The organism is Acinetobacter brisouisimilis, from assembly GCF_000368265.1.
In the GTDB taxonomy this organism is placed as follows: Bacteria; Pseudomonadota; Gammaproteobacteria; order Pseudomonadales; family Moraxellaceae; genus Acinetobacter.
In genome coordinates this window covers 627,070-641,416 of sequence record NZ_KB851219.1, presented here as the reverse complement: position 1 = coordinate 641,416, position 14,347 = coordinate 627,070, and the positions used below count along the sequence as shown (strand labels likewise).

Here is a 14,347-nt window from a genome sequence, read left to right as displayed (position 1 = left end):
TCATCGGTTTTAGAATGAATATTTCATACCCAAATTTACCCCAATATTATCTGCCGAATGATTTGCAAATTCACCATTGGCACTTGCCCATGCAGAAAGATTTGGCGTGTACTGTGTAGTTAAACCAAGACTTGCACTACCCCATTTTTTGTCTGGTGTATAACCTGAAAGTACAAAACTTCCGCCCATGCTGTTTAAACCTGCACGAACATCGTGGCTGCTAGCTTGAGAATCGTAATTCCAGGCCACCTCGGCAAATGGCGAAACTTTAACATCTCGGTACATCCAGTCGCCTTTTAAACGCCAGCCCACACTAGAGACAAACGAGTCGCGCTGTTGTTTCCCAAACCACATTGCTGTACTGTCAGCACTATGCTCAGAAAAATCATTTACTTTAATGGTTTGCCATTCTAAATGAACAAAAGGTCCTGTTTTTAAGTCATTTAAGTTGAGCCACCAACCTCCATCTACCCCACCACCAACATGGTAGCCTTGAGCATCAGCAGTTTCTGTACGTACTGCCGTACCAAGTTGAATCTGACGTTTAATGTCGGTAAAGTGCAAGCTGCCTGCATTGGCAAAACCACCAATATAACCATTGCCTTTATGATAAATACCATAACCCAAACCACTGACATCAAATAATTTATAATCACCCTGACTGTTAGAGAAATTACCATTTTGCTGATTTAAACTCATAGCAACCCCAGCCGAAAAATCGGGATTAATCTGAGCATCTGAACCAAAGGTAAAATTGACATTATTGCTATTTAACTGAGGTGAGCTGTCTGAAGCTTTGAGTTTCTGGTGATTATAATCCAGATTAAAAAACACCCGAGTTTCACCACCATTTACATCGGTGAGCATTTCATTTTTTACTGCACGATACTGAGCTTTTGTAATCTCGAGTGGAGCTTCTGATAATAAAGACATTTGCCCAGGTGCAGCGAGTTCCGCCAAAACTGCCTGTGCCAGTAAACGATGGGTTGCCGTCGTTGGGTGTACCCCATCAGCAAACAAATAGCTTTGATTGGTTCCTGCAGCATAAGTATAAGGTGCTCCTGAGCCAGCAGGGCCACATGCAACAGATGATGAATTTAAACCACAGGCTTCATTGATGACATTGCTAAAGCCATAAGCAGTTGGGTTGGCAACAACCTCACTGAGTAGTCCATAAACATTGACAGGAACAATGTTTAATCCCGAAGCACTTAAATTGTCTAAACCATTACTTAAATTATAATTATAAAGTTGTGCCAGTTGTGTTAGAGCCCCTGCAGCTGTAGTACCTGACTCTAATGCTGAAGGCGTCAGCCCCATATTAGGTAAGTTATACACCACGACATAATTCGCGCCTGCCTGTTTTAACGACGACAACAAGTTTAATTCTGTATTGGCTGCTGTTGTTGTTCCTGTAATCAATTGAGCTTGAGTAATACCTGATGTTTCAAGTAAACCAAAAATATCATTAGCTCCCCCCCACACTTCATATAAAGTATTCGGGTTGGCTGTTCCACCCGTTGAACCTAGGTATAGCGCTAATTGCTGTTGTAAAGTCGGAACAGGATAAAGACTATTGACAACGCCTGCCCCACCCCAAGCATAGTTACTTCCACCCAATACTGAAGGGGATGTGGTTGTGCCGACATCTTCCGCTACCAGTTCTGCCGCTGTTAACCCAGGGTTAGTCGTAAATCGATTCTGCGTACTAAATTGATTTAATGAAAAATTCCCCCCATCGCTAAGGCTATCACCAAAAATCACAACATTGTTAAAACTGGTTGCTTGTGCTTGTGTTACCCCAAGCCACATCAGGCTTGTGGTGGCAAGCCATAATAATTTTCTTATCCGCATTGCCCTATCCTCTGAATGATGTTTTTTGTTTTTAAATTGCCAGCATTATGCTTTTGCAATGCCTTAATGTATAGCATATTTAAATGCGTTCTTTTTAGTCTATTTATCGTTTTTTATGGTATGAGTAGTCAGTCAAATCTAACATCAAATCAAATTCAAGTGCATCAACTAAAATCACTTTAATCTTATTTGTATTTGATAAATTAAAACAATAATTTATATCTAAATACTATCAATTAAATTGTATTATCAGGGGATAAATATAAGGTTAAAACTGCTTACAAGAAGCGTCAGCGATCTACTGGTTTAACTAATGTAAGCCACCTACTCTCCAAATCATACGAACACTCTGGTTTTATCAATCTGCTTATTTGGCTAATTGATCTTTTTGTGCTGATCTCAGATGACTTACAAAACTGGAAAGCCTCTATTGATTCTTCTGAATTGGAGTTTTTTCCATCTGCCAGCCTCCACCCAGCGTTTTATAGACATTCAGCATATTTTCAGCTTCAGCCAACCGTGCCTGTACCAGTCGATCCTGTATATCCTGTGCATTGATACGTGCTAACAGAACTTTATCGAGTGTGATATTGCCAAATTTAAACAACTGGCTAGATTTGCTGACTTGAACACTGGCTTGCTGCGATGCTTGTGCCAAATAGCGATTTTGCTGCGTTAAACTGATTTGTAACTGATAGGCACTATCGACTTCTGCCAAAGACTTCAATACCAGTTGATCATAATGTGCTAACGCTGCTTGAGCTTGAGCATCATGTACTTCTATGTTGCGTTGAATACGTCCCGAAGTAAAAATTGGCAAGCTGACACCTGCACTGATCAGTCCACCAAATCCTTTCAGTTCAGGTGTACTGCTATCTAAACGTACCTGTCCAGTTTGCCCAATAAACTGAATATTAAAACGTGGCAACAAGTCGGCTTTGGCACTGGCAAGTTGCGCACTGGATGCCTGAATCAAGGCATATTGCTGACGCACATCAGGACGGCGATTCAACACGGATAAGGGCGTTTCGCCACTGGGTAATGCAGGAATATGATTTAAAATATCCACCGATGCTGGCACATGAAACTGTTGTGGCGACTGCCCTGTCAACACGGCAATATTACGTTGATAGACATCTGCCTGTGCCTGTAAAGTTGCCAACTGAGCTTTTAAACTCTCCCGTTTAATTTCAACATCACGTACATCATAATCGGTGACTTGCCCTGCTTTAAAACGCCCGTCAATATAACGGCGAAGTTCTGTCAAGCTAGCAAGGGTATTTTGCCCAATCTGCATACGCTTTTGTAAACTTCGCATTTTAAAATAATTGTCGGCAATATCACTAGCAAGTAGCATCTGCACAGCATACCACTGCTGGATTACCGCCATACTGGCATATCTGGCGGCATCGGCATCACTCCGTTTACCCCCAAAAATGTCAGGTTCCCAACTTGCAGCAAAACCAGCATGTTCACTGTGCCCTGTAATATTCAAATCATCGCGGTTTAAACCAGAAGCTCCTAAACCCGATAGCATCTTGCGAGTTTGTGGGCTAAGTGGATTATTCACTTGGGCATGATGACCATCTACCCCTGCAGATATGCCAGCCGTTGGCCCCAGATCAGCCAATGCCAACGCTGCATTGGCACGTGCCGCCTGCAAGTTTGCCCGTGCAGCAGTCAAATCGTGATTATTTTGCAGACCGTGTTGAATCAGCTGTGTCAGTACAGGGTCATGCCATGTGAGCCACCACTGTGAGACATCAGTTGCATCAGGAGTCGCCGCAACGTGTTCAAACTGTGTAGGCACAGCGACTTTCGAATCCAGTTTGACTTGCAATGGACTACATGCAGCGAGCAATATGCTCCCCATGGCTATTACCAACAGCGATTTTTGCATTTTATTATTCTCCACAAGCTTATCCCTGACTCGTCAACATGGAACGAAAGCGCTTGAGCGCAAACATTAAAAATGCTGCGCCGATTGCACTCATAATCAGTAACTTTTTCCACACGATATCTAAACCTGCATCACGAAACAGCACTTCTTGCCCAAACTGCATATATAAGGTCACAGGTGAATAAAAGGTAACCTGCTGAATCCACTCAGGCATGCTTTCAATCGGGGATTCAGAACCAGATAACAAGCGGCTCACCATATAAATAGGCAAACATAACAGGCCAAACTGAGGCATGGTTGGCGCAACTGTTGCCAGACAAATTCCCATAGAAGAGACCGAAAACAAATAAATGGCTGTACCTAAAACATACAAACCAATCGAGCCGTTAATTGGGACTTGCAGCAACGTTTGCACCACTAACCATAAAGACAATAATGCCGCCAAGGTAATCACCAAACCATTGGTCAGAATTTTAGACATCGCAATTTCACTGGCATGTACAGGCATAACCAATAAATGCTCAATCGTACCGTGTTCTTTTTCCCGAATAACCGCGGCCCCCACCAAAATCATGGCAAGCAAGGTAATATTGTTCAGCACTTGTGCCACGCCTGTATACCAGTGCGTTTGAGTATTGGGATTAAAAAATACTCGTACCATCGGCGTTAATGGCAACATATCTGTAGGAGACTGATGCTTAAACGCATTGACTTCATTTTGTATGATCTGATTCAGATAAGTCGTTCCAACACCTGCTTGTGTCACTGCAGTCGCATCGGCCAGAACTTGTATAGACACCTGTCGATTTGCCAAGACATCACGCTCAAAATTCGCAGGAATAGTGATCACAAAAACATAATTACTTTTGTCCATTGCCTGATCAACCTGATCAGGTGAGATAATCGCAGGTTGTTTAAAATATGGTGCTTGCAGTGCATCCCGAATCTGAAAAGACAACTGTGAACGGTCTTCGTCAATAATGGCAACTGACGCATTACGCACTTCGGTGGTGATCCCTTTAGCCACGGTGTATACAGCAACCGACAAGAATACCACAATCAGCCCCAGTAAAATCACATCATTAAACAGGCTTTTAAGTTCTTTTAGACTGAGAATCCAGACATTTTTAAGCCAGCGCAGCATAACTATACCTCCTGCTTTTTCAGCACCAATCCTGCCAAAAACACATAGACCACGCCAAAACCAAACAGAATCAGGTAATACCCGATAAAACTCTGAAAACTCAATCCTTTGGTAAAGCCACCCAGACTAATCAACTGAAACCATGAGGTTGGGAAACACCATCCTATCCAGTAACCAACGCCTGTCAGCGTGGACAATGGATAGAACAACCCCGAAAAATTCAGCGCAGGAATCATGGATAAAATCGCTGAACCAAAAATTGCCGCAACCTGAGATTTAACAAAACTGGAAATCAGTAACCCGAACGAAGTTGCAGCACAAATCAGCGCAAATGCCCCCAATGCCATCGCAAAGAAATTGCCCCGCACAGGCACACGTAGCACCACAACCGCAAGCCACACCAAAATCAAATAACTGCACATGGCAACGGTGATATACGGTAACTGTTTGCCAATCAAAAACTGCCGTACCGATGCAGGTGAAGTATACAAATTGGTAATCGAACCAATTTCCCGTTCACGTACCACGCCCAGCGCAGTCATCATCACAGGAATCAGCATGGTTGCCAGCATGATCATGCCAGGAGCCATCGCATAAATACTTTTAAAATCCTGATTATAGACATAGCGCGGCTGAAGCTGCACGGAGTCAGCAGTATTGAACGAATAACCTTTTTCCTGCAACTTGTCATTTAAGTAGCTGGTTAATATGCCTAAAACAAAACCTTTAATATTTTCCGCGATAAAAGGTAAAGACCCATCGATATAGAAACCGACTTCTGGCTTTTCTCCACGCATTAACTGCTGTCCAAAGTGTGGTGGAATATCAATCACCAAACGTGCTTGTGAACTTTTCAATGAGTAGTCAATCTGATCACTACTGTCCAGATATTCGGTCAACTTAAAATAGCTCGATGCGGAAAAGTTTTGAATCAACTCACGACTTTCAATGGTCTGGTCACGGTCAAGTACCGCAAACTTGATTTTCTTTACGTCAAACGATACGCCATAAGCTGCTGCCATCATTAAAATGACAGGGCCAATTAAGGCAAAAAACAGGCGAATCTTGTCACGGAATAATTCTTTGCCTTCACGGACTGCAAATGTCCAAACTGTTGCCAGCCAGTACAATACGCCTTGTACCTGTGCCGAATTAAAAGCTGCTAGATGACTTAAATCTGTAAATTCATGAGAGTTTTCCACAGTCTCTTCTGCAACTGCGGAGGGCGCTTTTTTCTGCTGTGAAGCCTCTTGCAAATAGGCAATAAAGGCTTCTTCAAGATCTGTCGTCTGTTGCTGCTGACAAAGCTGTTCAGGTGAACCCACTGCGAGTACTTGCCCACGATGCATGAAGGAGATCCGATCGCAACGCGCGGCTTCATTCATAAAATGGGTCGATACAAAAATGGTAATGCGGTCATCTCGGGACAAGCGCAATAAATGTCGCCAGAACATATCTCGTGCTGCGGGGTCAACCCCTGAAGTCGGTTCATCTAAAATCAACACTTCAGGATGATGTAAACAAGCTGCTGCAAGTTGCAAACGCTGGCGCATTCCCAACGAAATTTCACTGGGCTTGGTAGAAGCAATACTCTCCAAGTCAAATTCTTGTAAAGCAGCATCGACCCGTGCAGCAATCTTGGCTTCAGGCATCCGATAAAGCTGTGCATGCAAGACCAGATTTTGCCTGACTGTTAGCTCCTCATACAAAGAAAATGCCTGTGACATATAACCGACCCGCAAGCGAGTCTGCATATCGGAAGTTTCAATTTGTGTTCCAAGTAATTTGGCACTGCCTTCGGTGGCTTCAAGTAGACCTGTTAGCATTTTCATGGTGGTGGATTTACCACAGCCATTTGACCCCAGAAAGCCAAAAATTTCACCGCGCTCAATAGTGAAATTGACATGATCAACCGCAGTAAAATCACCAAAACTTTTGGTTAGGTTGACCGCCTCAATCGCTGGAGGTGAGCTTTCATCTTTAATGAATGGTGTCAGTTGCAAACCATGTTCATCGGTTTTTTTATGATCGGGCAAAAGCTTGATATAGGCTTGCTCCAAAGTCTGGCTTTGGGTTTGCTGTAAAACCGCTTGGGTTGGGGCACTGGTAAGCAGCTTGCCATCATCCATTGCCAGCAAATATTCAAAACGTTCAGCTTCATCGATATAAGCCGTTGAAACCAGTACCGTCATGCCCTGATTTTCACTGCGTAGGCTGTCCACCAAACTCCAGAACTGGCGGCGAGACAATGGGTCAACACCTGTCGTTGGCTCATCCAAAATCAGCAGTTCAGGCTGATGCACCAGCGCACAGCATAGGCTGAGCTTTTGCTTCATGCCGCCGGACAGTTTTCCCGCAGCGCGCTCGGCAAATGGTGCAAGTCCTGTTGCTTCTAGCAAGCGCTGAATATGCGCATGACGCGCCTGTCGTGGCAAACCAAACAGCCGTGCATGAAAATCAACATTTTCATAGACCGATAAGGTCGGATAAAGGTTATGTCCCAAACCCTGCGGCATAAATGCCACTTTGTGAGATAATGCTCGTTGCTGTTTTTTATTTGACAGGTCACAACCCAGAACGTGTACGCTCCCCGTCTGAATCACTTTAATCCCAGCGATTAAACTCAATAGTGTTGATTTTCCTACCCCATCTGGGCCAATCAGACCGACTGTAACGCCTTTAGGAATCGTTAAACTTACAGCATCGAGCGCCTGTACCTGACCATAACGATGTGTGACCGCCTGCATCACCACAGCATTTTCTACAGTGGCAGTGGCTTGTTGTTCTAACATGAGCTTGCCCTCGGGTTATGGCTGAGGCAGTTTAATTGCCCATTGCGGTGCCCAGTTCTTTTGCCGATCCAAACGCACATAACCATTGCCTGTCATGCCACCTTTGAATAACTGGTTATAACGTAAGGCAATCTCTGTCGGAATAGCGAGTTTGACTTTATACATAAGTTTCTCACGCTCATCGGCAGTTTCTACATACTTCGGTGTGAACTGTGCCTGATCAGCAATAAACTTGATTTTGGCAGGAAATACAGCATCTAGCCCATCCAGTACAATACGGGCTTCATCACCTACTTTGAGTTTACCTACCGTATTGGTTGGCAGAAAAACCGTCATGGTGACATCGCTTGAGTCGAGTAATGTCACGACTTTACTGCCTGCAGCGAGGACGTTACCCACCTCAGCAATACGGTATTCCACACGTCCCGTTTTGGGCGCCCGAATCAGCATATCCTGATGAGTCGAATCGGCAGATTGGATCTGTGCCTGAGCCTGTCCCACAGTGGCAACAGCCTCGGCTTTCGCAGCCTGAGCAGCTTTGACTGCTGCAAGCTCGGCTTCATACGCTGCCTGACGTCGGTCTAGCTCAGCTTTAGAGACCAAAGCTTGTTGATATAATTGGCGAGTATTATCCAAGTCCAGTTTAGCTACTTTTTCCTGTTGACGGCGCGCACTAATTTCAGCATCGGCACGGCTAACTGTTTCCTGCGCGCGGTCTTTACCTGCCTGTGCGGCCATCACCTGACTATTACTTTGTTCGGAAGAAAGCTGCGCCAAAACCGCATTTTGCTGAACGCTGTCACCTTCATTGACCATAAGCTGTTTGACCCTCCCAGCATATAACGTTGCAACATCCAGACGCTGCAGTTCCAAGCGACCATTTGAAGTGGCAAAACCCTCAGGAAGATGATTTTTACTCTTATAATTCACCCAAACCGCCACACCAATCAGAGCAGCGATCACGACAACAACCAGCACCTTCTTCAGCATGATTTGTTACCTATTGTTAAATCATTTAAATTTATAAATATTTGTAATAATGCCGAGTTTAGCCCCTCTACTGGGTAATATTAAATCAGTAAAATTGATAAGAATAAGATAGTCAACGTAAAGCTCATCATCTACCGTCATTTTTAGGCCATATATTTCTACCTCATCAATTCAATACCTGAAGATGGGTCTGTAACTTATAGGTCATATATTAATTACAACCAAATTATTTTTAATATTAAAGATTATTTATTTGATTTTAATTATGATTTTTTAAAATTCGAGCAATATTTTCACAGGTACGTTCAAGGTTCTGCTGCCCATGCTGACAAGCTGTTGTCAAATCACAACAACGATCTAAAATGCCAAAAATTGCAGTAAATCCTTCATCATACAGTTCATCAATTCCTTCACCAACATAACCTGCACAGGCAAATAATGGTTTATTGAACTGGCGAGTCACTTTAGCTACACCGAGTGGTGTTTTGCCAAATTTGGTTTGAAAATCAATACCGCCTTCACCTGTAAAGACATAATCTGCCTGTGCAATATGTTTCGCCAATTGGGTTTGCTCAATAACCAAATCAACTCCTGAATGTAAGTTTGCACCTGTAAACGCCATAAGTCCCGCTGCCAGACCACCTGCCGCGCCAGCCCCTGCAACATTGGCAACCTGAATTTGGCAGTCCTGTTGAATTTTCTCGGCAAAATGCTGCAAGTTGGCATCAAGCTGTTGCACCATATCTGCGTCCGCACCTTTTTGTGGAGCAAATACCGCTGAAGCTCCGTTTACACCCGTTAAAGGATTCGTTACGTCATTGGCGATCCAGATTTGCGTATGCTGTAAGCGTGAGTCTAGCGCAGTCAGATCAATCTGCTGAACCTGATGCAACTGCCCACCTGCCAATCCTATAGGCAGCTCCTGTTCTTGGGTATCATAAAAACGTACACCGAGTGCTTGAGCCATGCCTGCACCAGCATCATTGGTTGCACTTCCACCAAGCCCAATGATGATTTTTTCAACCTGATAATCTAGCGCGGCACGAATCATCTCTCCCGTACCAAAAGTACTGGTCAGTAACGGGTTACGTAATTCAACAGGCAGTAAATCTAACCCATTGGCTTTTGCCATTTCAATCACAGCGGTTTTTCCCTGATCAATCAACGCAAAATAGGTTGCTACTTTCTGTTCGGGTAAAGAACCTGACACCGTTACTTCAACACGCTGCCCACCACATGCCAACAGCAAGGCATCCACTGTACCTTCCCCACCATCTGCCATCGGAACATGAATAAAATGCGCATCAGGAAAAATTTTGATAATCCCCCTTTGCATCGCTTGGCAAGCCTGCTGTGCCGTCATACTTTCTTTAAAGGAGTCTGGGGCAAGGACAAAGGTTTTTGGCATTTTATTCTCTGATGATCTCAATATATTGCTAAAATCTAAGTGATTTACAGTTACAGGTCACGCTGATTTTAATTTTTATTTAAATAGACCTGCTTCATGATTGTTTATAAACTTCTTGGTTTTCCTCCTTGAGCAAAATTGAAATATATTTCAGTGAAGCACAAGATAAATAAAACAGGTTAAATTTTCATGTTGCTGTGACTATGGCTGACTCGTCCATCTCAAAAACTTCAAACTAACCTGTAACCCATGCAAACATGCAGAAGGTTGAAAATGCATTTCTGCATGAATCTGCTTGAGCGCAGTCTGCACAATCGACAGTCCCAAACCGCTACCCATCGCCTGATGTTGAGTTTTTTCCAAACGCACAAAACGCTGCATAGCATTCTCATACTGACTCGGGTCAATTCCACCTCCGTCATCATGAATATCAACATAGACATATTTAGTGTCAAAATTTATATTTAACAGAACCTTACCTCGTTCAGGATTATACTTGATTGCATTATCAAGCAAATTGAGCATAATCGTTTCGAGTGCAGTAGACAACGCAATAACATAGATGGGGGTCTGCTCATCCTGAACCTGCACCTTGATTTTAATCTGCCTTCTATCCGCACTAGCCAGCAGTTGCCCTACACAACGGCGAACACAGTCGAGCATATTCACAGGTTGTAATGTCTGTTTTTCTTGTACATCATGATGCGCCATGCTCATAAGCTGCTCAACCAAATGTGACATACGCTTTAGGCTCTGCTCTAAATCCTGCAAAGTTTCAGCATATACTTGGGTATCTTTTGCAGTCTTACTCAACAAGGAAACTTGCAAACGAATAGCCGTCAGTGGCGTACGTAGTTCATGTGCGGCATTGGCAATAAACATTTTTTGCTGCTGCTGCTCTTGTTCAATTCGATGAAATAAATGGTTCAGCTCATCAATGGCAGGGGTAATTTCAGCAGGTAAATGTGCAATATGAACTTCGGACAAATCCGAATAATCGCGCAGTGCAAAAGTCTTTTTAAGTTCATCGAGTGGTTTAAGATGATGCCGAATCAGTTGATAAAAACCATAAATTGCAAATGGCATAAATAGCACATAGGGAATCAGCATAGTAAATGCCAATTGCTTGGCAAGATGTCGCCGTACTTTTACAAACTGGCTAATCTGAATCTGCCTGTCAGGCAATGGCAACACATAAATCTTTAATTCGCCACGCGAAGAATGAATTTTTTGAAAATACGGTTCACTGGCATAACCCACCAGATAGTCTGGATGCTTTTCCCTGTTTTGCAGCTCTTGCCTTGGTACAATATCAATAAACAGATCTGTTTCATCATAAGGTCGACGTCTATCATAGGTCGATGTACGATAGGAAATATTGTTTTTATCAAGGAAAGTTGCCATTTCCTGCATTTGCCGATCTAACACTTCTTCGGACTCTTGCAGAGAAATTTGATATGCAGACATCCCAATCATAAAAAACAATAGGATGCTAAAAATGCAAACGCTCAAGGACATTCTTGAGCTGAGTGGGAGTTTGCCATAAAAATGCTGAATGTACCGCCCGTAAGCAGCACATTTAAGCAGACTATTTTGTATGCGTTTCAATACAGTAGCCCAACCCACGTACCGTGCGAATCAAATTTTTGCCGAGTTTTTGCCGCAGATTATGCACATGCACTTCAATCGTGTTGCTATTGATATCTGTCTGCCAATCATACAGCTTTTCTTCAAGAACCTGTTTGGAAAAAATCTGGTTAGGATACATCATCATCGGTTCTAAAATTGCCCATTCTTTTTGGGAAAGCTCTACGGTTTTACCCGCCTTCAACACGCGGTGGGTATTTGGAAAGAGTTGAATATTACCCACTTTAAAGCAGATTTCTTCATCTACACTAAAATGACTACGGCGCAGTACCGATTCAATCCGTGCCACTAACTCCTCAAAGTCATACGGCTTGACCAGATAATCATCTGCACCAAGTTTTAACCCCAGAATTTTGTCTTTACTCTGATCACGGGCACTAATAATAATAATGCCCATGCGGTTTAAATCAGCTTTCTTGCGTATGTGCTTGAGAATTTCCAAGCCATCAATTTCAGGCAGGCCCAAATCCAGCAATGCAATGTGGTAAACATTACGAAATAGAAGATCTAGAGCCTGTAAGCCTGTTTGTGCCCAGTCCACATGGAATTTTTCATGTTGCAATAATTGGTAAGTACTCTTACCAATCATTTCATCATCTTCAATATAGAGCACTCGAATCATGCTAAATTTGCCCTTTACAGCTCGATAACATATTTAATTTAGGATCAAGGACCTGAGTCTGGATATTTAACAGCCCCAAGAGCGTTGGGAACAGGTTATCCTGACTCCATGCGCTGTCTTTATATTCTGACAGGCATTGATAGATTTTACTTTGATCAGACCACTGCGATGAAAACCAGAATAACATCGGAATATGCGTTTGTTGTTCTGGTGCGACCATATATGGCGTACCGTGTAAATATAACCCACTTTCTCCTGTAGATTCACCATGATCTGATAAATACAGCATACTGCTTGCTACAGGCTGTTGTTTCAGCAAGCCAATGGTCGATGCCAAAATATGATCTGTATACAAAATGGTATTGTCATAAGTATTGACCAAGGCCTGATGATCACAGTTCTGGATGTTATTTGTTTCACAAGTTGGTGTAAATTTTTTAAATTCAGCAGGGTAACGCTTGTAATAAGCTGGCCCATGACTCCCCATTTGATGCAAGACAATCAATTGGCTTTGTTTCAAATGTTCAACATCTAAAGTTTTTAAATAATCAGCCAGTGCATCAATCAGGATTCCATCACGACACTCATTCTTTTCACACCATTTTTGATAGCGCGGGTCATCTTTAGGTGAAATATAGTGTTTAATTCGGGCACATACACCTTTACAACCTGAGTTGTTATCAATCCATGTGACCTGATAACCTGCTCGTTGAGCAATATCGAGCAGCCCTTCGCGATGCGATGCCAAGCCATCGTCATAATCTTTACGTGGCATACCCGAGAACATACACGGAACCGAAACTGAAGTTTGTGTACCACAAGATTCAACATTACTAAAATTAATAATATCGAGTTTAGATAACTCAGGATTGGTTTTTTTAGTGTAGCCATTTAGGCTGAAATTTTGAGCACGAGCTGTTTCACCCACGACAAGCACTAAAATTTTAGGCTTAGTTTGTGCGGCTGTAGTCACAACATGTGCATCTTGTCCATAGGGAACCAATGTTTTATCACTATGTTCAAACTGCTTAGTGAGATAGCTCGTACTACTTGACAACACATTCAATGGTGAAATTTGTGCCTTGAGCTGACGGTGTTCACGGAAAATCGGAGCATACTGACTATAAAATGAAAAAAGCCCGCCACCCATGACGGCTAAGGCGATGACTAAACTTGCCAGTTTGGCCATGACGACTTTTTTAAAAGAATCCTGACGAATCTGAATAAAATACAAAACGATCATCGGCAATACAATCGTTGCCAGACACCACAATAAAAATGGAAAAGATAACAAATCTAAAGTTTCATGCAAATCAGTTTGTGCCACATTTTCAATTTGTGAAGTGCTCACATCCACACCAAGCTGATTGACAAAATATGACGTCATACCTGTCAGAATAATCAACATGATGCTGAGTGTTTTTGCAATTTTACGCCAGTTCAATAACTGCAACACAAAGAAATAAAAAGTCCCAATTAATACAAATGTCACCAAAATAAATAAATAATTACTTATTCCTTGATATGAGCTGAGTTGGGAAATATTGCGATAGAAACTGAGGTTGGTGAATCCAGCTAACCAACATGCAACCAAACCATTAAACACTGCTAATGACAGGCTGATTTTATTTTTTGAAAGGTACATCAGCATAATAAAGATCATTGTCGATAGAAGATCGGCCATTACACCTTGCAAACCTTAAGACTTTCTTACAAATATTTTTATTAAAAATTAATAACTTAAATAAAAATGTAAAGTTATGTAATTTAAAATCTTAATTTAGATCACATTTATTACAGGGAAAAATGTTATTTTATAATGTTTTATGCCGAATCTTGCCTAAAAGACATGTTTCATTTTTATTACAATAAAGCGTTTAATTTTTAGGCATTTAGAATTAAAGAACAATAAACTCATCTCACGAAGCGGTTATATTCTTTTTTGTATTTCATTCACAATTTAAAAAGAAATAAAAAAGCATCATATCCA

At 42.2% G+C, this 14,347-nt stretch carries 9 protein-coding genes; all 9 read right to left on the bottom strand.

Going from position 1 to position 14,347, the window contains the following annotated elements:
- Nucleotides 1-9: 9 nt before the first annotated feature.
- Entirely contained in the window at nucleotides 10-1,854 is a 1,845-nt protein-coding gene (locus F975_RS06725) for an autotransporter domain-containing protein (protein ID WP_004751622.1), read from the bottom strand.
- A 427-nt stretch (nucleotides 1,855-2,281) separates the two neighbouring features.
- The gene (locus F975_RS06720) at nucleotides 2,282-3,754 is read right to left on the bottom strand and encodes a TolC family protein (RefSeq protein ID WP_004751620.1); all 1,473 of its coding nucleotides are present in this window, start codon (nucleotides 3,752-3,754) and stop codon (nucleotides 2,282-2,284) included.
- Nucleotides 3,755-3,773: 19 nt separating this feature from the next.
- Complete coding sequence (locus F975_RS06715; RefSeq protein WP_004751618.1) at nucleotides 3,774-4,898, bottom strand: ABC transporter permease; 1,125 nt, start codon at nucleotides 4,896-4,898, stop codon at nucleotides 3,774-3,776.
- A 2-nt stretch (nucleotides 4,899-4,900) separates the two neighbouring features.
- The gene (rbbA, locus tag F975_RS06710; RefSeq protein ID WP_004751616.1) at nucleotides 4,901-7,690 is read right to left on the bottom strand and encodes a ribosome-associated ATPase/putative transporter RbbA; all 2,790 of its coding nucleotides are present in this window, start codon (nucleotides 7,688-7,690) and stop codon (nucleotides 4,901-4,903) included.
- A gap of 15 nt (nucleotides 7,691-7,705) precedes the next feature.
- On the bottom strand, nucleotides 7,706-8,680 hold the full coding sequence (locus F975_RS06705; protein WP_004751614.1) for an HlyD family secretion protein: 975 nt from the start codon (nucleotides 8,678-8,680) through the stop codon (nucleotides 7,706-7,708).
- A gap of 259 nt (nucleotides 8,681-8,939) precedes the next feature.
- Nucleotides 8,940-10,088 carry a glycerate kinase gene (locus F975_RS06700; RefSeq protein WP_004751612.1) on the bottom strand — a complete coding sequence of 383 codons (1,149 nt, stop codon included), beginning with the start codon at nucleotides 10,086-10,088 and terminating at the stop codon, nucleotides 8,940-8,942.
- A 201-nt stretch (nucleotides 10,089-10,289) separates the two neighbouring features.
- Nucleotides 10,290-11,564 carry a sensor histidine kinase gene (locus tag F975_RS06695; RefSeq protein ID WP_004751610.1) on the bottom strand — a complete coding sequence of 425 codons (1,275 nt, stop codon included), beginning with the start codon at nucleotides 11,562-11,564 and terminating at the stop codon, nucleotides 10,290-10,292.
- Between the two features lie 112 nt (nucleotides 11,565-11,676).
- Nucleotides 11,677-12,357: a response regulator transcription factor gene (locus F975_RS06690; protein WP_004751608.1), complete on the bottom strand. Its 681-nt coding sequence runs from the start codon at nucleotides 12,355-12,357 to the stop codon at nucleotides 11,677-11,679.
- 1 nt (nucleotide 12,358) lies between these two features.
- Nucleotides 12,359-14,008, bottom strand: coding sequence for a phosphoethanolamine transferase (locus tag F975_RS06685; protein ID WP_034425841.1), 1,650 nt, complete (start codon nucleotides 14,006-14,008; stop codon nucleotides 12,359-12,361).
- Between the last annotated feature and the right edge of the window lie 339 nt (nucleotides 14,009-14,347).